17 protein-coding genes are annotated in these 20,857 nt (G+C 58.7%); 14 read left to right on the plus strand and 3 right to left on the minus strand.

Annotated elements, in window-relative coordinates; all coding sequences use genetic code 11:
* Window positions 1–745, plus strand: a 745-nt coding sequence (locus AC0TNG_RS18785; protein WP_473712628.1) for a porin, incomplete at its 5' end; no start/stop codon positions are given.
* A gap of 49 nt (window positions 746–794) precedes the next feature.
* Here AC0TNG_RS18785 and AC0TNG_RS18790 read toward each other — a convergent pair.
* Window positions 795–1,739, minus strand: coding sequence for a LysR substrate-binding domain-containing protein (locus AC0TNG_RS18790; protein WP_473701994.1), 945 nt, complete (start codon window positions 1,737–1,739; stop codon window positions 795–797).
* Between the two features lie 170 nt (window positions 1,740–1,909).
* On the opposite strand from AC0TNG_RS18790, the gene AC0TNG_RS18795 reads away from it, so the two are divergent.
* From AC0TNG_RS18795 to AC0TNG_RS18825, 7 genes are read left to right on the plus strand one after another with little or no spacing between them, the layout of a single operon-like run.
* The gene (locus AC0TNG_RS18795; RefSeq protein WP_463726738.1) at window positions 1,910–2,860 is read left to right on the plus strand and encodes a branched-chain amino acid ABC transporter permease; all 951 of its coding nucleotides are present in this window, start codon (window positions 1,910–1,912) and stop codon (window positions 2,858–2,860) included.
* An 8-nt stretch (window positions 2,861–2,868) separates the two neighbouring features.
* On the plus strand, window positions 2,869–3,975 hold the full coding sequence (locus tag AC0TNG_RS18800; protein WP_208762914.1) for a branched-chain amino acid ABC transporter permease: 1,107 nt from the start codon (window positions 2,869–2,871) through the stop codon (window positions 3,973–3,975).
* Window positions 3,972–4,739 (plus strand): ABC transporter ATP-binding protein, encoded by a 768-nt coding sequence (locus tag AC0TNG_RS18805; RefSeq protein ID WP_473712629.1) that lies wholly within the window; start codon window positions 3,972–3,974, stop codon window positions 4,737–4,739. The genes AC0TNG_RS18800 and AC0TNG_RS18805 overlap by 4 nt, the downstream gene beginning before the upstream one ends.
* The gene (locus AC0TNG_RS18810; RefSeq protein WP_473712630.1) at window positions 4,732–5,451 is read left to right on the plus strand and encodes an ABC transporter ATP-binding protein; all 720 of its coding nucleotides are present in this window, start codon (window positions 4,732–4,734) and stop codon (window positions 5,449–5,451) included. The genes AC0TNG_RS18805 and AC0TNG_RS18810 overlap by 8 nt, the downstream gene beginning before the upstream one ends.
* Window positions 5,452–5,479: 28 nt before the next feature.
* A complete protein-coding gene (locus tag AC0TNG_RS18815; RefSeq protein WP_370883619.1) occupies window positions 5,480–6,637 on the plus strand; it encodes a branched-chain amino acid ABC transporter substrate-binding protein in 1,158 nt (385 codons plus the stop codon).
* 17 nt (window positions 6,638–6,654) lie between these two features.
* Window positions 6,655–7,137: an L-2-amino-thiazoline-4-carboxylic acid hydrolase gene (locus AC0TNG_RS18820; protein ID WP_090416815.1), complete on the plus strand. Its 483-nt coding sequence runs from the start codon at window positions 6,655–6,657 to the stop codon at window positions 7,135–7,137.
* A complete protein-coding gene (locus AC0TNG_RS18825; protein WP_473712631.1) occupies window positions 7,134–8,360 on the plus strand; it encodes a Zn-dependent hydrolase in 1,227 nt (408 codons plus the stop codon). The genes AC0TNG_RS18820 and AC0TNG_RS18825 overlap by 4 nt, the downstream gene beginning before the upstream one ends.
* Before the next feature lie 39 nt (window positions 8,361–8,399).
* Here AC0TNG_RS18825 and AC0TNG_RS18830 read toward each other — a convergent pair whose 3' ends face one another.
* Together AC0TNG_RS18830 and AC0TNG_RS18835 are read right to left on the minus strand one after the other, a co-directional pair.
* On the minus strand, window positions 8,400–10,283 hold the full coding sequence (locus AC0TNG_RS18830) for a potassium transporter Kup (protein ID WP_473701997.1): 1,884 nt from the start codon (window positions 10,281–10,283) through the stop codon (window positions 8,400–8,402).
* A 77-nt stretch (window positions 10,284–10,360) separates the two neighbouring features.
* Complete coding sequence (locus tag AC0TNG_RS18835; RefSeq protein WP_473712632.1) at window positions 10,361–11,848, minus strand: SmvA family efflux MFS transporter; 1,488 nt, start codon at window positions 11,846–11,848, stop codon at window positions 10,361–10,363.
* A 116-nt stretch (window positions 11,849–11,964) separates the two neighbouring features.
* Between AC0TNG_RS18835 and AC0TNG_RS18840 the strand changes: the two genes are divergently transcribed.
* The 6 genes from AC0TNG_RS18840 to narI all read left to right on the plus strand — a co-directional run bounded on the left by AC0TNG_RS18840 (window position 11,965) and on the right by narI (window position 20,819).
* A complete protein-coding gene (locus tag AC0TNG_RS18840) occupies window positions 11,965–12,540 on the plus strand; it encodes a TetR family transcriptional regulator (protein ID WP_267216402.1) in 576 nt (191 codons plus the stop codon).
* A 209-nt stretch (window positions 12,541–12,749) separates the two neighbouring features.
* Window positions 12,750–14,138, plus strand: a complete 1,389-nt coding sequence (locus AC0TNG_RS18845; RefSeq protein ID WP_267216401.1) for a NarK family nitrate/nitrite MFS transporter — start codon at window positions 12,750–12,752, stop codon at window positions 14,136–14,138.
* 27 nt (window positions 14,139–14,165) lie between these two features.
* Window positions 14,166–17,906: a nitrate reductase subunit alpha gene (locus tag AC0TNG_RS18850; RefSeq protein WP_267216400.1), complete on the plus strand. Its 3,741-nt coding sequence runs from the start codon at window positions 14,166–14,168 to the stop codon at window positions 17,904–17,906.
* Window positions 17,903–19,447, plus strand: coding sequence for a nitrate reductase subunit beta (narH, locus tag AC0TNG_RS18855; RefSeq protein WP_024909583.1), 1,545 nt, complete (start codon window positions 17,903–17,905; stop codon window positions 19,445–19,447). The genes AC0TNG_RS18850 and narH overlap by 4 nt, the downstream gene beginning before the upstream one ends.
* Entirely contained in the window at window positions 19,447–20,142 is a 696-nt protein-coding gene (gene narW, locus AC0TNG_RS18860; RefSeq protein WP_024909584.1) for a nitrate reductase molybdenum cofactor assembly chaperone, read from the plus strand. The genes narH and narW overlap by 1 nt, the downstream gene beginning before the upstream one ends.
* Window positions 20,139–20,819: a respiratory nitrate reductase subunit gamma gene (gene narI / locus AC0TNG_RS18865; RefSeq protein WP_014883923.1), complete on the plus strand. Its 681-nt coding sequence runs from the start codon at window positions 20,139–20,141 to the stop codon at window positions 20,817–20,819. The genes narW and narI overlap by 4 nt, the downstream gene beginning before the upstream one ends.
* Window positions 20,820–20,857 lie beyond the last annotated feature (38 nt).

Raw genomic sequence — 20,857 nt, forward strand, 5'->3', positions numbered from 1 at the left:
TTCCTGGACTGACGTTCTGCCAGAATTTGGCGGCGATACCTACGGCGCTGACAACTTCCTGCAGCAACGTGCTAACGGCGTCGCGACCTACCGTAACCAGGACTTCTTTGGTCTGGTGGACGGCCTGAACTTTGCTCTGCAGTATCAGGGCAAAAACGGCAGCGTAGAGGGTGAAAACACCAGCGGTCGCAGCCTGCTGAACCAGAACGGTGACGGCTATGGCGCATCCCTGACTTACGATCTGGGCGAAGGCTTCAGCGTAGGTGGTGCAATGTCCTCTTCCCGTCGTACCGCTGACCAGAATGCGGCTGGCGTATACGGTGAAGGCGACCGCGCTGAAGTATACAGCGGTGGTGTGAAATACGACGCGAACAACGTTTACCTCGCGGCGCAGTACTCTCAGACCTATAACGCAACCCGCTTCGGTACCTCTAACAACAAGCGTACCGACATCTACGGCTTTGCAAACAAGGCGCAAAACTTCGAAGTTGTGGCTCAGTATCAGTTCGACTTTGGCCTGCGTCCATCCATCGCTTACCTGCAGTCTAAAGGCAAAGACATCGAAAACTTCGGCGACCAGGATCTGGTTAAATACATCGATGTTGGCACGACCTATTATTTTAACAAAAACATGTCCACCTACGTGGATTACAAAATCAACCTGCTCGACGACAACAAGTTCACTCGCCAGGCAGGCATCGGTACAGACAACATCGTGGCGCTGGGTCTGACCTACCAGTTCTAAATATTGTCACTACAAAAGCCAGCTGAACAAGCTGGCTTTTTTTATCTTCCTATCCGGCTGACGACTCTCCGTTCGCCGCCCAACGAAGCCAGGTTTGCAGCAGCTTGCCGTCCTCGGTCATCTCTGAGTCTGTACGCACGCAGAGGTAATAATCGCGCCCGTCATCAATCGGTAAGTCAAATATCTTCACCAGCTCGCCGCTCTCAAGATACGGCGCAATCAGCGGCTCACGCATTAGCGCACAGCCCAGACCAGCCTGTACGCCCGCCAGCGTCAACAGTCCGTCTTCAAACAGCGGGCCGCTGCGCCGGAGCGGACGTTTTACCCCCTGCAACAAAAACCACTGCGTCCAGCTCGTACGCTCTTCATCATGCAACAGCGGCATTTGCAGCAGCTGTTCAGGCGTGTCGATGTGGCCATGAACGCGCAAAAACGCACGGCTGCACACCGGCACCATCTGACCGGAAATCAGCTTTTCGCTTTGATAGCCCGCCCACTGCCCGTTACCAAAACGAATCGACATATCCGACGCGTCGCTCAGGTAGTTACGATGGTTGGCATACACCACGTTGATCTCGGTTTGGGGATTGGCGCGCATAAAAGCAGGTAAACGTGGGATGAACCACCCCATGCCAAAAAGCGGGATCAGGCTGATGGTGACCTGACGCGTTTGCGCCTGCTCCGCCAGGTGCTCCGTTGCCTGGCGCAGCACGTTAAACGCCGCGCGAATCGAGCGGTAATATTCACGTCCGTGCTGGCTCAGCACAAGCCTGCGTCCCTGACGCTCCGTGAGCGGAATTTGCAGATACCCTTCAAGCACCTTGAGCTGATGGCTTACCGCCGACGGTGAGATATCCAGCTCCTGCGCGGCCAGCGTGACGCTGCCCAGCCGGGCGATGGCCTCAAAGGCACGGACAGCCCGAAGCGGCGGATCGTTTGCCAGGCGACTGTCTGCATACGCGGACAAATCTGCCGATTGTTCTGTTTTATTCATATGTTGATTTCTTTAGGCTTTTTAGCCGGGAACTCGATTGCATTATCTTTATACAAATCATTAAGATAAAGCAATTCCGGTTTATCATAAGAAATAATATATGTGTATTTTACAATTTAATTCATTTATCGGATGGTAGCCGCAGAAACAGCACTTTGCGGGTACAGACGTTGGATACACTCATACAACAACTGATCAACGGTGTGATGCTGGGAAGCATCTACGCGCTGATCGCGCTGGGCTATACCATGGTGTATGGCATCTTGCGCATTATTAACTTTGCTCACGGCGATATTCTGATGGTCGGTGCGCTCACCACGCTTTCCGCCATTAACGCCCTGAATACCACCTTTCCTCACATGCCGCTGCTGCTGCAGCTTGGTGTTGCCCTGGTGATTGCCATGGCCGTTTGCGCCCTGCTGGCAATGGCCGTGGAGCGGTTTGCCTACCGTCGACTGCGTAACGCCCCACGCCTGGCTCCGCTGATCTCGGGTATCGGCGTCTCGGTCCTGCTGCAAACCGTGGCGATGATTATCTGGACGCGCAACCCGCTGATGTTCCCGCAGATCCTGCCCATGGATCCGATCGCCGTGACGTCAGGAAGTGAACAGCATCCCCCTGCCATTGTGACCGTCACCGGCATTGTTACCGTGGCGCTGGCGCTTGCGGTAATGACCGGGCTATGGCTGCTGGTGGAATACACCCGCCTGGGCCGCGGCATGCGTGCCGTGGCGGAAAACCCGCGCGTTGCCACGCTGATGGGGGTTAACCCAAACGCCATCATCACCCTGACGTTTGCCATTGGCGGCGTATTTGCCGCGCTGGCAGGCGTCATGATGGCCAGCAACTACGGCAACGCCAGCTTCTCAATGGGCTTTTTGCCCGGAATCAAAGCCTTTACCGCCGCCGTGCTGGGAGGCATTGGTAACATTCGTGGCGCAATGATTGGCGGGATCCTGCTCGGCATTATCGAAGCGCTGGGCGCAGGTTATCTGGGGGAACTCACCCACGGCGTCTTTGGCAGCAACTATCAGGATGTCTTTGCCTTTATGGTCCTGATTCTGGTGCTGGTCTTCCGTCCGGCAGGCCTGCTGGGCGAGCGCGTGGCGCACAGGGCGTAAGGAATACCATGACAACACTTCAACTTCAGGCCCCGACGACGACGCGCAAATTCTGGTCAGGCATGGTCCTGTTCTGCCTCGCGCTGCTGATTGCTCCCGTAATGGCCACGCAGCTTGGCGGCAACTACTGGGTACGTGTGATCGACTTCGCCCTGCTCTACATCATGCTGGCACTCGGGCTCAATATTGTGGTGGGCTATACCGGCCTGCTGGACATGGGCTTTATCGCCTTTTACGCGGTCGGCGCCTACCTTGCGGCACTAATGGCCTCCCCACACCTTCTGGCGGTATTTCCTGTCCTCAGCGTCTGGTTCCCTGACGGGCTGCACACCTCATATCTGCTGATTATACCGCTGGCGGCGCTCGTCGCGGCGGTCTGCGGCATTTTACTCGGTGCTCCTACGCTGAAGCTGCGCGGGGACTACCTGGCGATAGTAACCCTCGGCTTTGGCGAAATTATCCGCATTCTGATGCGCAACCTCGACCGACCGGTGAACATCACCAACGGTGCGAAGGGTATTACCGGGGTGGATACGCTCAACCTGTTCGGCCTGAAGTTCAGCGGCGTATACCACTGGTTTGGTTTCAAAGTGCCCGCGCTGTGGCTGTGGTACTACCTGCTGATGCTGGTGATTGTGGCGATTATTTTTGTCTGCCTGCGCCTGCAGCATTCCCGTATTGGTCGCGCCTGGCACGCCATCCGTGAAGATGAGGATGTGGCGCGCGCGATGGGCATCAACGTGCGTAACTATAAGCTGCTGGCCTTTGCGATGGGTGCCTCTTTTGGCGGCGTGGCGGGTGCCCTGTTCGGCGCGTTTCAGGGCTTTGTCTCCCCGGAATCCTTCACGTTACAGGAATCCATTGCCGTGCTGGCGATGGTGGTGCTGGGCGGTATGGGACACATTCCTGGCGTGATCCTCGGCGCGATACTGCTTACCGCCCTGCCGGAACTGCTGCGCAGTCAGGCAGCGCCGGTTCAGCAGGCGCTGTTCGGTACGGTACTGATTGACCCGGAAGTGCTACGTCAGCTGTTCTACGGCCTGGCGCTGGTGCTGGTGATGCTGGTGCGTCCTTCAGGCATCTGGCCGGTTCGCCACAAGGAGGTGAAAGCATGAGCCTGTTAACCGTACGCAATATGTCAAAACGCTTCGGCGGGCTTACCGCCGTGGATGACGTTTCGATTACCGTGAACAAGGGTGAGATCTATGGCCTGATTGGCCCTAACGGGGCGGGAAAAACCACCTGCTTTAACCTGATCACCGGCCTTTATCCGGCGGACAGCGGCGAATTTTCGATCGCGGATAAGCCGTATTTCCCAAAGCATATTGAGAAAGTCACCGCCGCCGGGATTGCCCGCACGTTTCAGAACGTGCGCCTCTTTAACGACATGTCGGTGCTGGAAAACGTGATGGTGGGTCGCCACGTGCGCACCCGTAACGGCCTGTGGGCCGCGCTGAGCCGTCACAAACGCGCCCGTGAAGAAGAGAGGCAGACCCGGGAACTGGCCTGGCACTGGCTGGAGTATACCGGCATTGCGCAGTTCGCCCACTATCGCGCCTGCGATCTGGCCTATGGCCATCAGCGCCGCCTTGAAATCGCCCGCGCGCTGGCAACGGATCCGCTGCTGCTGGCGCTGGACGAACCCGCCGCCGGGATGAACGCGGCGGAAAAAGTGGCGCTTGGCGAGCTGCTCATCCGCATCCGCGATAACGGCAAAACCCTGCTGATGATTGAACATGACGTCAAGCTGGTGATGGGCATCTGCGACCGTCTGACGGTCCTTGATTACGGCAAAACGCTTGCCAGCGGCACGCCGGAAAATGTGCGGCGCGATCCGGCAGTGATCGCCGCCTGGCTTGGAGGCAACGCCCATGTCTGAATTACTGAAGGTGGAAGGTGTGGACGTGCATTACGGCGGTATTCAGGCCGTACGCGATGTCTCTTTTACCCTGCACGAGGGTGAACAGGCGACGCTGATCGGCGCTAACGGCGCGGGGAAAAGCTCCACCGTGCGCGCCATTACCGGACTGGAAAGCTTTAGCGGCAGTATTGAATTCCGCGGTAAAGACGTCCGCAGACACAGGCCCGAGGCGCTACTGCGCGACGGACTGGTGATGGTCCCGGAGGGCCGCGGGATCTTCTCCCGCATGACGGTCCTGGAAAACCTGCAGATGGGCGCCTGGCCCAGGCGTGACACTGTCACATTTAATCGCGAAATGAACGAGATATTCGAGCGATTCCCGCGCCTGGGCGAACGCCAGCACCAGCTTGCCGGCCTGCTGTCCGGCGGTGAGCAACAGCTGTTGGCCCTTAACCGCGCCCTGCTCAGCCGCCCGCGCCTGCTGATCCTCGACGAGCCGTCGATGGGCCTCGCGCCGAAGATGGTTGAAAACATTTTTGCCGTCATTGCCGGCCTGCGCGAGCGCGGCGTTGCCCTGCTGCTCATCGAACAAAACGCCCGTCTCGCGCTGGAAGTCACCGACAGCGCGTGGGTGATGGACAGCGGCAGCATTGTTCATCATGGCGAATCGAAAGCGCTGCTCAATGACGACCAGATTGCACAGATTTATTTGGGCGAAATGCCCGTTTAACCACACCAGCCAACATCAGGGAAATACAATGAAAACAGTAAAAATCAGTGCGCTCAGCGCCGCTATCCTCCTCGGCAGCTTTGCCTCGACGGCCACGTGGGCCGCTGACAGCGAAACCGTGGTTATCGGTCTCGCGGGCCCGCTCACCGGCCCGTCTGCCCGTATCGGTAAAGATCTGGAGAACGGCGCGCAGCTGGCCATTGACGACATTAACAAGCAGCACCCGACCATCGGCGGCAAAGCGGTGACCTTCAAACTGCAGTCCGAAGACGATCAGTCCGATCCGCGCACCGCCGTGGCCGTCGCGCAGCGTCTGGTGGATAGCGGCGTGGCGGGCGTCGTCGGTCACTGGAACACCGGTACCAGCATTCCTGCCGCACGTGTCTATCACGATGCGGGCATCGCACAGGTCGCACCGGTCGCGACCGGTCACGCCTATACGCAACAAGGTTTTGATACCAGCTTCCGCGTGATGGGACACGACGATGACGGCGGTCAGTTTGCCGGTCAGTACGCGGTGAATACCCTGAAAGCCAAACGCATTGCGGTGATCGACGACCGTACCGCATTTGGTCAGGGGCTTGCAGACCAGTTTATTAAATCGCTGGAAGCCCAGGGCGTGAAAATTGTCGATCGTCAGTACGTGGATGACAAAACGGTCGATTTTAGCGCCGTACTGACCGCCATCCGCAGTAAAAACGCCGATCTGATCTTCTTCGGCGGCGTCGACAGCCAGGCCGCACCGCTGGCGCGTCGCATCAAACAGCTGGGCATGAATGCCACGCTGATGGGCGCAGGCGGATTCGTCAGCCAGACGTTCCTCAAGCTGGCGCAGAAAGAAGGCGAAGGTGTTGTGGCGCTGGAGCCGGGTCTGCCCGTTGACCAGATGCCGGGCGGCAAAGCGTTCGAGCAGGCGTACCAGTCCCGCTACCACACCCATATCGAACTGCACGCCCCGTTCGCCTATGACGCCACCCGCGTGCTGGTTGCGGCGATGGAAAAAGCAGACTCCGTTGAGCCTTCCACGTATCTGCCTGCCCTGCGCGCCATCAGCTATTCCGGCGTCACCGGGCAGATCGCGTTTGATAAAGAGGGCAACCTGAAATCGCCGTCGTTCACGGTCTACAAGGTGGTCGACGGCAAATGGCAGCCGCAGACCGTGCTGGGCGGCGCAAAAGCGAAGTAACGCAGCGAGGCAATGTGATGAGTGATAATAACGAGCTGGGCATTCTCGCCCGCCGCAAAATTGAAGCCGAAATTATTAAGCCAATTTATGAAATCCTGGTGCGCGAGATAGGGAAAGCCCGCGCCCAGGCGGTGATTGGCGAGGCCATTGAGCAGGCCGCGATTGACGCTGGCAAAGCGTTTGCCAGCAAAGAACCCAACGGCGCGAACATCAAGAGCTTTATCGCCCTGCAGTATCTGTGGGAGAAAGATAACGCGCTGGAGGTGAAGGTGATCGACGCCGACGACCAGCAGTACAACTACAACGTGACCCGCTGTCGCTACGCGGAGATGTATCACGAAATGGGGCTGGGCGAGATTGGTCATCTGCTCTCCTGCGCGCGGGATGAAAAATTCATCGTTGGCTATGCGCCGGACGTTGAGCTAACCCGCACCACCACCATTATGCAGGGCGGTGCGTGCTGTGATTTCCGCTACCGCAGCAGCAAGGACAAGACATGATCCGCGTCAACGCCGAACGGCTGTGGTCAACGCTTGAGATGATGGCGCAGATCGGCGGCACGCCCGCCGGTGGCGTGACCCGTCTGGCATTGAGCGAGGAAGATCGTGTTGCGCGTAACCTGCTGCGCGACTGGGCGCTGGACGCCGGTTTTACCTGCGATGTCGACAGCATGGGCAACATGTTTATCCGCCGCGTGGGGAAAAACCCGCAGCTTGCCCCGGTCATGACCGGTTCGCACATGGATACCCAGCCGCTGGGCGGGAACTATGACGGCGTTTACGGCGTGCTGGCCGGGCTGGAGCTGCTGCGTACCCTCAATGACCATCACGTTGAGACGGAGCGTGACATCGTGCTGGTGAACTGGACTAACGAAGAAGGCGCGCGATTTGCGCCAGCCATGCTCGCTTCAGGGGTCTGGACGGGGCAGTTTAGCGAAGCGTACGCTCATGCCCGCGCCGATCACGATGGCATCACCGTGGGTGAAGCGCTGGATAACATTGGCTACCGGGGTGAAACCCCTGCCCGCGCGTTTCCTGTTCACGCCTGCTACGAACTGCACATCGAACAGGGCCCGATCCTGGAAGATGAGGCCATCGATATCGGCTCAGTCCGAGCGGCAATGGGGCAGCGCTGGTTTACCCTGACGCTGGAAGGATTCGCCTCTCACGCGGGCACGACGCCGATGCACAGCCGACGCGACGCGCTGACCGCCTTTGCAGAGCTGGCGCTGAAGATGGAAGAGATTGGCTATCGGCATGCGCCGGACGGACGCGCGACGATCGGTATGGCGAAGGTTACGCCAAACTCGCGCAACGTCGTGCCGTCTCGTGTTGAATGCAGCGTGGAGTTTCGCCATCCGGCGCAGCAGGCTCTGGAAGCCATGGAAGCGGCGCTGCATAAGGTGGCTGAAAGCCTGAGCCTGCGCGGCGTGTCGGCTCTCGTTGAGCGCATTTTTGACTACGCGCCCATCGCGTTTAATGCTGAATGCCTCGCTCGTACGGAGAAGGCCGTGGCGGAACTGGGCTATTCGTCGAAACCGATGGTCTCCGGTGCGGGACACGACGCCTGCTATGTGAGCAAAATTGCGCCCGCCAGCATGATCTTTATCCCCTGCGTGAAGGGCGTCAGCCATAACGAAGCGGAAAGGATCCTGCCAGAGTGGTCCGAGAAAGGGGCGAACGTGCTGTTGCACAGCGTCCTGTCCGCGGCCCAGGAGAGCTAGAACGGCGCGAAAGCAGAGGTCCTCTGCTTTCGCGCGACGCTAGACGGCAACGCGCCGGCTGATTTCAACCACCCGATCGCTGGGAAGGTGGTAGTGGTTAATGACGTGCGTGCAGTTGCGCTTCATGAAGGCAAAAATGTGTCGTTGCCAGGCCGCCATACCGGCCCCGCCTTCGCCTGCCACAATGGTTTCATGCCCGACATACCAGGTGGCGTCGTCCGTGGCAAAAAGCGCGTTAATCTCGCTGACCCCCTGTAACAACCGCGGAATGTCCGGGTGTTCCATAAAGCCATACTGCGCCACGCCGTGCCAGTAACCCGGCGCGCGCTGTTCCACCCTTATACGCTGCTCTTCCCCGACGTAGGGCACATTGAGTATATCAATGGTCAGCGACAACACGTCCTGCTGTAGCGCCCGGTTTCGCGCGACATGCCAGCGCATGACCGGTGGGATATTGTTCTGTGTACGGGTCAAAAACACGGCTGAGCCTACCACTCTGGGCACCGTCTTTTGCTGAAGCTGGGCAAAGAACGCATCCACGCTGACGCCCTTCTCGCCCACCGATGCGGAGACCGCCTTAACGCCGCGGTGCCAGATTAGCATCACCGTACAAATGGCTGCGGCCATCAGCAGCGGGATATAGCCACCCTCCAGGACTTTAATCAGATTAGCAAACAAGAAGGTGGCATCAATCACCAGGAAACAGAGGGCAATAAGCGCGCTGCTGACCCGGCTCCAGCGCCACACTTCCCGCATGGCAACAAACAGCAGTCCTGTCGTCATCAGCATGGTTAACGACACGGCGATGCCGTACGCCGCGGCAAGCTTATCGGAGGATTTAAAGAACACCACCAGCCCGATGGTCACCACCATCAGCAGCCAGTTTATTATCCCGATATAAATCTGACCGTAGCTTTCTGCCGCCGTCTGTTTAATGCGTAACCGGGGTAACCAGCCAAGCTGAATGGCCTGGCGCGTCATGGAAAACGCGCCGGTAATAATCGCCTGACTGGCGATGATTGTCGCCAGCGCGGCAAGTATGATGAGAGGCACCTGCAGCGTCGGCGGACACAGGGTATAGAAAAGGTTTTGCTTGCTGTCGGCACCGGACAGAATCAGCGCTGACTGGCCAGCATAGTTGAGCAGCAGCGAAGGAAAGACGATACCGTACCAGGCAAGCCAGATCGGCTTTTTACCAAAATGCCCCATGTCTGCATACAGGGCCTCGGCCCCCGTCACGCAGAGAAAAACGCCGCCCAGGACCAGGAAACTGGTGTACCCGTTCGAAAATAAAAATGCGATGCCGTAAGCAGGATTAAGGGCCAACAGTACCGAGGGGTGCTGAACGATCCCCCGCACGCCCAGCGCGGCAATCGCCAAAAACCACAGCGCCATGACCGGGCCAAATATTTTTCCTATGCGGGCTGTACCAAAAGGCTGGATAAGAAACAGCGCCAGCAACACTGCCACCGTCAGGGGTAATATGTACGGCTGGGACTCAGGGATCACCATCTCCAGCCCTTCAAGGGCAGAAAGCACGGAGATGGCCGGGGTGATCGCGCCATCACCGTAAATCAGCGCTGCACCAATCAGGGCGGCAAAAATAACCCACCGCCCGCCTTTGCCTTTCTCCACCAGAAGCGACATTAAGGCCATGATGCCCCCCTCGCCATGATTATCAATTCGCATGGCGAAGGCGGCATATTTTATGGATGTCACCAGGATGAGTGTCCAGGTGATCAGGGAGAGCAGGCCCAGTATGACGCCGGGCGTAGGGTCATGCTCAGAGAGCGAAAGCACCGTGCGGAAGGTATAAAGCGGGCTGGTGCCGATATCACCAAAAACGACGCCCAGCGCCCCCCCTGCAAGCAGGGTTAACCGGGAGAGCGGCTGGGACGGTTCACTGCTGTGGCGAAGGCTCATATTTTCCAGCAAGAGTCAGATAATCCTGTAAAAAACATAGCCCATCTGCCCCGCCCGCGCCAACCGCGCGCCCTGTATTACTGCGGCTTGACCTTCGCCAGGCTGAACCAGATCCCCACTGCCAACAGCAGCAGCATTCCGCCCGCGCTGCCCAGCGCCACGCTGTGCGAGGTGATAAACGCGCTTTTCGCCGCCTCAATCACCGACTCCGCCAGCGTCGGGGTCAGATCCTGCGCCACCTTCATCGCCTCACCAATGGATGACGAGGCTTTATCGACGAGCGAGGCATTCAGCCCTTGCGGCAGGTCAATCGACGCCGAGAAGCTGCGGGTCAACAGCAGACCAAAAATGGCGATCCCCAGCCCGGCGCCCAGTTCATAGGACATGGTTTCAATTGCTCCCGCGGCGGCGGCTTTCTCCTTCGGCGCGGCCGCCATAATTGCCGAGGTCGAGGCCAGCAGCGCGCTGGCGGCACTGAAGCCGAGCAGCACCATCAGCCCCCACGCCTGCCACTGCTGTGTGCTGAAGTCTAGCATCGACAGCCCGATAAAGCTGACGGCGCTGAGCCCCATGCCGCCGGCCGCGACGATACGTAGCCCTAATCGCCCAACCAGCACGCCTGCGATCGGCCCGCTGAACCCGCTGGCGACCATCACCGGCAGCATGAACATGCCCGCTTCAAAAGGCGTAAAGCCGTGAACAAACTGCAGCTCCTGGGCCATCAGCAGCTCAAACCCGACCAGGGCAATCATGGCGGTCATCGCCATCACCACGCCGCTCAAAATGATGCGATGGCAGAACAGACGCATGTCGATCATCGGTACGCGAGCGTGGAGCTGAATACGCACGAAGATAAACAGCAGTACCGAGCCGATAATCAGCGCGGACGCGACTATCCACGGTGACAGCGCGCCTTTCAGGGCGGTTTTCGCACTGTAGACCAGCAGTAAAATCGCCACAATCAGCATAATGGCATGGCTAATATTCAGCGGCTGCTCCGGGCGGCCGTGCTGAGGAGGCACAAAACGCGCGGCCAGCGAAACCACCACCAGCACAATCGGCACGTTAATTAAAAACACCGATCCCCAGTAAAAATGCTCAAGCAGCATACCGCCAATCAACGGGCCAAACGCCGCCCCACCGGAACCGACCGCCGCCCAGACGCCGAGCGCAATATTACGATCCCGCGCGTCGATAAACAGCGTACGGATCCCAGCCAGCGTAGCCGGAATAATCATCGCCGCACCAATTGCCAGCGAGGCGCGCGTCGCAATCAGCCACCCTGCTGACGGGGCAAACGCTGCCGCCAGCGACGACAGGCCAAACAGCGTGCTGCCAATCATGAGCAATCGTTTAAAACCAATGCGGTCACCCAGGGCGCCCATCGGCAGCACCATTCCCGCCATTACCAGCGAGTAAATATCGATGATCCACAGCAATTCATTGCCGCTGGCACCCAGCGTCATGCTCAATGTCGGCGCCGCCACGTGCAGCACCGTCGCGTCGATCGCCACCGGGATATACACCAGCACGATAATCACTAACGCTAACCACTGACGAAACATAAATTTCCTTTTCTTTTAAAACATGGACACATGTCCAGGATGCGATCCTACGTAAAGTTGAACGCATGTCCAGCTTTTTGTTACACTCGTTTCGTTCCCATTGAGAGTGAGTAAACATGCGATATCTGAGCAAGGATGAACGGCGGGAAGCCATCTTACAGGCCGCCATGCGTGTGGCGCTGGCAGAAGGACTGGCGGCAATGACGGTGCGCCGCGTTGCGGCTGAAGCCGGAGTCGCCACCGGACAGGTTCACCATCATTTTACCTCCGGCGGAGAGCTAAAATCGCTGGCCTTCGTACGGTTGATTCGCGAGCTGCTGGATGCAGATGTCGCGGGTAAACAGGCCGGTTGGCGGGAGCAGCTTCATGCCATGCTCGGCAGCGATGACGGGAGGTTTGAGCCCTATATTCGCCTGTGGCGTGAAGCCCAGATCCTTGCCAGCCGTGATGCTGACATCAAGGGTGCCTATGTGATGACCATGGAGATGTGGCATCAGGAGACCGTGGCGATTATCCGTGCCGGGGCGGAGGCTAACGCCTTTACGCTTACCGATCGCGCCGAAAGTATCGCCTGGCGGTTGATCGGGCTGGTTTGCGGGCTTGATGGGATCACCACGTTAAATATGCCCGAAATGGACGATGTGGCGTTTAATAAGCATCTCGATAAACTGATTTCCCTCGAATTATGTTAATACTCCTGAAGGCGTATTCATAACCTTCGGGCTTACAATTAGTAACATATTAAGCGAACCCTTATTTCCTTTCTAAACTCAGGGGTTCGTTTTTTTATCTATCCTTTCAGATGTATCCAAAAACATCCAATAAACCCAGCCACACCTTCTAGATCATCTTTTTGTTTTCACTGCTTTTTTCTCTTCATTAAGGTAAGCAAGAGGGCGATATGTCGCAACAAAGTGAAAAGAACAATCAGCATCTGTTGAGCAACTGGAAACCGGAAAACACGCAATTTTGGGAGAATAAAGGGAAACATATCGCACGAAGAAACCTATGGATTTCTGTGGCTTGCCTGCTATTAGCGTTTTGCGTGTGGATGTTATTTAGCGCTATTGCCGTGAACCTGAATAAAGTCGGATTTAATTTCACCACCGATCAACTTTTTATGCTAACGGCATTACCTTCTCTCTCCGGCGCGATATTGCGCATTCCCTATTCGTTTATGGTACCAATATTTGGCGGACGATACTGGACGGTATTGAGTACCGTCATCCTGATTATTCCCTGCGTCTGGCTGGGAATTGCCATTCAGACCACCGCGACGCCTTACTGGATCTTTATCGTGATTGCCCTGCTCTGCGGCTTTGCAGGCGCCAACTTTGCCTCCAGCATGGGCAACATCAGCTTCTTCTTCCCCAAGGCAAAACAGGGTAGCGCGCTCGGTATTAACGGCGGGCTCGGCAACCTGGGCGTCAGCGTGATGCAGCTGGTCGCGCCGCTGGTGATCTTCCTGCCGATGTTTACCTTCCTGGGCGTGGAGGGCGTACCGCAAGATGACGGTTCCACCCTGTGGCTGGCAAATGCTGCCTGGATATGGGCTCCGCTTCTGTTGCTGGCCACCCTTGCGGCCTTCTTTGGGATGAACGATATCGCCAGCTCCAAGGCCTCTATCGCCAGCCAGCTCCCGGTGCTGAAGCGCTTTCACCTCTGGCTGCTGAGCCTGCTCTATCTGGCGACCTTCGGCTCGTTTATCGGTTTCTCGGCAGGCTTTGCCATGCTGTCAAAAACACAGTTTCCGGACGTCAACATCCTGCACCTCGCCTTCTTTGGCCCTCTAATCGGTGCGCTGGCGCGTTCAGCGGGCGGAATGATCTCTGACAAACTGGGCGGCGTACGGGTCACGCTGATTAACTTCGTCTTTATGGCCCTCTTTAGTGCCCTGATCTTCCTGACGCTGCCCGGCTCTGGCTCCGGCAGCTTTGTCGCGTTCTATCTGGTCTTTATGGGATTGTTCCTCACCGCCGGGCTCGGCAGCGGTTCCACCTTCCAGATGATCGCGATTATTTTCCGCCAAATCACGCTCGACCGCGTCAAAAAGCAGGGCGGCACGGACGAGCAGGCGCAACACGAAGCGGTGACGGAGACCGCCGCCGCGCTGGGCTTTATCTCCGCTATCGGCGCCGTTGGCGGGTTCTTCATTCCTAAAGCCTTTGGCACCTCGCTGGCGATGACCGGATCGCCGGTCGGCGCCATGAAGGTGTTCCTCGTGTTTTACATTGTCTGCGTGCTTGTTACCTGGCTGGTGTATGGCCGCAAATCCGCAAAAAAAGAATAACTACACGTCCGAAGCAGGAGAAATGTCATGAGCAAACTGTTGGATCGCTTTCGTTATTTCAAAACAAAGGGGGACAGCTTCGCCAACGGGCACGGGCAGGTATATAACACCAACCGCGACTGGGAGGACGGCTACCGTCAGCGCTGGCAGTTCGACAAAATTGTGCGCTCCACCCACGGCGTGAACTGTACCGGCTCCTGCAGCTGGAAGATTTACGTTAAAAACGGCCTGGTAACCTGGGAAACCCAGCAGACCGATTACCCCCGCACCCGCCCTGACCTGCCCAACCACGAACCGCGCGGCTGCCCGCGTGGCGCAAGCTACTCGTGGTATCTCTATAGCGCCAACCGTCTTAAATATCCGCTGGTGCGTCGCAAGCTGATTGAGCTGTGGCGCGAGGCGCTGGCGCAGCATACCGATCCGGTGCTGGCCTGGGACGCCATCCAGAGCGATCCGCAAAAGGCGCAGAGCTACCGGCAGGCGCGCGGACGCGGCGGGTTTATCCGCTCGAACTGGAAAGAGCTGAACCAGCTGATTGCCGCCGCCAACGTCTGGACCATCAAAAATTATGGCCCGGACCGCGTGGCCGGTTTTTCCCCTATTCCGGCGATGTCGATGGTCTCCTACGCCGCCGGCACGCGCTATCTTTCCCTGCTGGGCGGCACCTGCCTGAGCTTCTACGACTGGTACTGCGACCTGCCGCCTGCGTCGCCGATGACCTGGGGCGAACAGACCGACGTGCCGGAGTCCGCCGACTGGTACAACTCCAGCTATATCATTGCCTGGGGCTCGAACGTGCCGCAGACCCGAACTCCGGACGCCCATTTCTTCACGGAGGTGCGCTACAAGGGCACCAAAACCGTCGCCATCACGCCGGACTTCTCGGAGGTCGCGAAGCTGAGCGACCAGTGGCTGTCCCCCAAACAGGGCACCGACAGCGCCCTCGCCATGGCGATGGGCCACGTGATCCTCAAAGAATTTCACCTCGATAACCCCAGCGACTACTTCCTCAACTACTGCCGCCGCTATACCGATATGCCGATGTTGGTGCTGCTGGACGAGCAGGAAGACGGTCGCGTGGTGCCGGGACGTATGCTGCGCGCCTCGGACCTTGTCGACGGGCTGGGTGAAGCTAATAACCCTGAATGGAAGACCGTCGCCTTTGACGTAGGCGGAAATCTGGTGGTGCCAAACGGGTCAATTGGCTTCCGCTGGGGAGAAAAAGGCAAATGGAACCTGGAGCCACAGGCTGCGGGGCACGAAACCGAACTGACGCTGTCGCTGCTCATTACCCACGACAGCGTGGCCGATGTCGCCTTCCCCTACTTTGGCGGCAACGAGAACCCGCATTTCCGCAGCGTGAAGCAGGAGCCGGTGCTGACGCGCCGCGTGCCGAGCAAAATCCTGACCCTCGCCGACGGCAGCGAGAAACGAGTGGTCAGCGTTTACGATCTGGTGCTGGCTAACTACGGTCTCGATCGCGGTCTGGAGGACAGCAATGCCGCAGAGAACTATGAGCAGGTCAAAGCCTACACCCCCGCCTGGGGCGAGCAGATCACCGGCGTGCCCGCCAGGCTGATTGAAAAAATCGCCCGCGAGTTTGCCGACACGGCGCACAAAACCCACGGCCGGTCGATGATTATTCTCGGTGCAGGGGTGAACCACTGGTACCACATGGACATGAACTACCGCGGGATGATCAACATGCTGGTCTTCTGCGGCTGCGTCGGGCAGAGCGGCGGCGGCTGGTCCCACTATGTCGGCCAGGAGAAGCTGCGCCCGCAAACCGGCTGGCTGCCGCTGGCCTTCGCGCTGGACTGGAACCGTCCGCCGCGCCAGATGAACAGCACCTCCTTCTTCTACAACCACGCCAGCCAGTGGCGCTACGAGAAGCTGACCGCACAGGAGCTGCTCTCTCCGCTGGCGGACGCCTCGAGGTTCACCGGCCACCTGATTGATTTCAACGTCCGCGCCGAGCGCATGGGCTGGCTGCCGTCTGCCCCGCAGCTCAACCTTAACCCGCTGCACGTGAAGGCGCGCGCTGACGCCGCTGGGATGTCCCCGCAGGATTACACCGCTCAGGCGTTAAAATCGGGCGATATCCGCTTCGCCTGCGAGCAGCCGGACAACGGTAAGAACCATCCGCGCAACCTGTTCGTCTGGCGCTCTAACCTGCTCGGCTCGTCCGGGAAAGGCCACGAGTACATGCTGAAATACCTGCTCGGTACCGAGAGCGGGATTCAGGGCGAGGATTTAGGCTCGACCGACGACGTGAAGCCTGAGGAAGTGGAGTGGCAGACCGCCGCCATTGAGGGCAAGCTCGACCTGCTGGTGACGCTCGACTTCCGCATGTCCAGCACCTGTCTGTTCTCGGATATCGTCCTGCCCACCGCCACCTGGTATGAAAAAGACGATATGAATACCTCAGACATGCATCCCTTTATTCACCCGCTCTCGGCCGCCGTCGACCCGGCGTGGGAGTCCCGCAGCGACTGGGAGATCTACAAGGGCATAGCCAAAGTCTTCTCCGAGGTCTGCGTCGGGCATCTCGGCACCGAAACGGACGTAGTGTTACAGCCGCTACAGCACGACTCCCCGGCGGAACTCTCCCAGCCGTTTGACATTCAGGACTGGCGCAAAGGGGAATGCGATCTGATCCCCGGTAAAACGGCGCCGAACATCGCGGTGGTCGAGCGGAACTACCCGGAAACTTACGAACGCTTCACCGCCCTCGGCCCGCTGATGGATAAGCTCGGCAACGGCGGGAAAGGCATATCGTGGAACACGCAGAACGAGGTCGATTTCCTCGGCAAGCTGAACTACGTCAAGCCCGACGGCCCGGCGAAAGGTCGTCCGCTGATTGAAACGGCGATCGACGCCTCCGAGGTGATCCTCGCTCTGGCACCGGAAACCAACGGTCAGGTGGCGGTGAAGGCCTGGGAAGCGCTCGGCGAACTGACCGGACGCGATCACACCCATCTGGCGCTGAACAAGGAAGACGAAAAGATCCGCTTCCGCGACATCCAGGCGCAGCCGCGCAAAATTATCTCCAGCCCAACCTGGTCAGGTCTGGAGAGCGAGCACGTCTCCTATAACGCGGGCTATACCAACGTCCACGAGCTGATCCCATGGCGCACGCTGTCTGGCCGCCAGCAGCTGTATCAGGATCATCCCTGGATGCGCGCGTTCGGAGAGAGCCTGGTGGCCTACCGTCCACCGATTGATACCCGAAGCGTCACCCATATGCGCGAGATCCCGCCGAACGGCTTCCCGGAAAAAGCGCTCAACTTCCTGACGCCGCACCAGAAATGGGGCATCCACTCCACCTACAGCGAAAACCTGCTGATGCAGACCCTGTCGCGCGGCGGGCCGATTGTCTGGATCAGCGAAACCGACGCCCGCGAGCTGGGCATTGAGGACAACGACTGGATCGAGGCCTTCAACGCTAACGGCGCCCTCACCGCCCGCGCGGTGGTCAGCCAGCGCGTGCCGCCGGGCATGACCATGATGTACCACGCCCAAGAGCGCATCCTGAACATTCCGGGTTCAGAGGTGACCGGACGGCGCGGCGGGATCCACAACTCGGTGACCCGCGTCTGCCCGAAACCGACGCACATGATCGGCGGCTACGCCCAGCTGGCGTACAGCTTCAACTATTACGGCACCGTCGGCTCCAACCGCGACGAATTCATCATGATCCGCAAAATGAAAAACATTAACTGGCTGGACGGCGAAGGTCGGGATCAGGTACAGGAGGCGAAAAAATGAAAATACGCTCACAGGTTGGCATGGTTCTGAATCTCGATAAATGCATCGGCTGCCACACCTGCTCGGTGACCTGCAAGAACGTCTGGACCGGGCGCGAAGGGATGGAATATGCCTGGTTTAACAACGTCGAAACCAAACCGGGTATCGGCTACCCGAAAAACTGGGAGGATCAGGAGGAGTGGCAAGGCGGATGGATCCGCGGCATTCACGGCAAGCTGACCCCACGCCTCGGCGGCAAAATGGGCGTGCTGTCGAAGATTTTCGCCAACCCCGTCCTGCCGCAGATTGACGATTATTACGAACCCTTCACCTTTGACTATCAGGATCTGCACCGCGCGCCGGAGGGGGATCACCTCCCTACCGCCCGCCCGCGCTCGTTGATTGACGGCAAGCGGATGGACAAAATCGTCTGGGGGCCCAACTGGGAAGAGTTGCTGGGCGGCGAATTTGAAAAACGCGCCCGCGATCGTAACTTCCAGAAGATCCAGAAGGAGATGTACGGCCAGTTCGAAAACACCTTCATGATGTATCTGCCGCGCCTGTGCGAGCACTGCCTCAACCCGAGCTGTGTCGCCACCTGCCCGAGCGGCGCGATTTACAAGCGCGAAGAGGACGGCATTGTGCTGATCGACCAGGACAAATGCCGCGGCTGGCGCCTGTGCATCAGCGGCTGTCCCTACAAGAAAATCTACTTCAACTGGAAGAGCGGCAAGTCAGAGAAATGCATCTTCTGCTACCCGCGCATTGAGTCCGGCCAGCCGACCGTCTGCTCGGAAACCTGCGTCGGGCGCATCCGCTACCTCGGCGTGCTGCTGTATGACGCGGACCGTATTGAAGAGGCGGCCAGCACCGAGCATGAAACCGATCTGTACGAGCGCCAGTGCGACGTGTTCCTCAACCCGAACGATCCGGCAGTAATTGAGGAAGCGCTGGAGCAGGGTATTCCGCAGAACGTGATTGACGCCGCCCAGCGTTCTCCGGTCTACAAGATGGCGATGGACTGGAAGCTGGCTCTGCCGCTGCACCCGGAATACCGCACCCTGCCGATGGTCTGGTACGTGCCACCGCTGTCGCCGATTCAGTCCTACGCGGACGCTGGCGGCCTGCCGCAGAGCGACGGCCTTCTTCCCGCAGTCGAAAGCCTGCGCATTCCGGTGCAGTATCTGGCGAACATGCTCAGCGCGGGCGATACTGGTCCGGTGCTGCGCGCCCTGAAGCGCATGATGGCGATGCGTCACTACAAGCGCTCCCAGACCGTGGAAGGCGTGACCGATACACGCGCCATTGAAGAGGTCGGCCTGACCGAAGTGCAGGTTGAGGAGATGTACCGCTATCTGGCGATTGCCAACTACGAAGACCGCTTCGTGATCCCGACCAGCCACCGCGAAATGGCGCGCGACGCTTTCCCGGAGAAAAACGGCTGCGGCTTCACCTTTGGCGACGGCTGCCACGGCTCTGACACGAAATTCAACCTCTTCAACAGCAGCCGCATCGACGCGATTAACATCACCGAGGTGCGCGAACACGGGGAGGGAGAGTAATGCAGATCCTGAAAATCATCGCGCTGCTGATCGAGTATCCCGATGACACCCTGTGGGAAAACCGTGATGAAGCGCTTTCGTTAATTGCGCAGGACGCGCCCATGCTGCTGCCGTTTGCCCGGCAGCACCTGAGTGCCCCGCTGCTGGATAAACAGGCCGAATGGTGCGAGGTGTTTGAGCGCGGTCGCGCGACATCGCTGCTGCTGTTCGAGCACGTTCACGCCGAGTCCCGCGATCGCGGTCAGGCGATGGTTGACCTGATGAGCCAGTATGAGAAAGCCGGTCTGGTGCTGGACTGCCGCGAGCTGCCGGACTACCTGCCGCTATACCTGGAATACCTGAGCATCGTGACCGAGGACGAGGGCCGCGAAGGTTTGCAGAACGTCGCGCCGATCCTGGCGCTGATCGGCGGCCGCCTGAAACAGCGCGGCGTGGCGCATTATCAGCTGTTTGACGCCCTGCTGACGCTGGCGGGAACGCGCCTTTCCAGCGACAGCGTGGCGAAACAGGTGTCCGGTGAAAAACGGGATGATACCCGTCAGGCGCTGGACGCCGTGTGGGAAGAGGAACAGGTGAAGTTTATTGAAGACAACGCCACATCGTGCGACAGCTCGCCGATGCAGCAATATCAACGACGCTTTAGCCAGGACGTCGCGCCGCAGTATGTGGACGTCAGCGCCGGAGGCCCAAAATGACGCACTACCTGAACGTGTTTTTCTATGATATTTATCCCTACATCTGCGCCACCGTCTTTTTCCTCGGCAGCTGGTTGCGCTACGACTACGGGCAATATACCTGGCGGGCCTCATCGAGCCAGATGCTCAGCAAACGCGGGATGAACTGGGCCTCTAACCTGTTTCATATCGGGATTCTGGGGATCTTCTTCGGGCACCTGTTCGGCATGTTAACCCCGCACTGGATGTACGCCTGGTTTTTACCCGTCGCGGTTAAACAGCAGCTGGCCATGATTGCGGGAGGGATCTGCGGCGTGCTGACGCTGATCGGCGGGTCGATGCTGCTGATTCGCCGCTTGTTCAACCAGCGGGTGCGTGCCACCTCCACCACGCCGGATATCATCATTATGAGTATCCTGCTGATACAGTGCATTCTGGGGCTATCGACCATTCCTTTCTCCGCGCAATATCCTGACGGAAGCGAGATGATGAAGCTGGTGGGCTGGGCACAAGGGATCGTGACGTTTAAGGGCGGCTCGTCGGAAATGCTGAGCGGCGTGGCGCCGATCTTCCGCGTGCATCTGGTGTTGGGGATGACGATCTTCCTCATCTTCCCCTTTACCCGCCTGGTGCACGTCTGGAGCGCGCCGTTTGAGTACTTTACGCGGCGGTATCAGGTGGTGAGATCGCGCCGTTGATTTGTCGGGTGGCGGCTACGCCTTACCCGACCTACGTT

The sequence above is a fragment of the Enterobacter sp. PL_is514 genome (assembly GCF_055816715.1).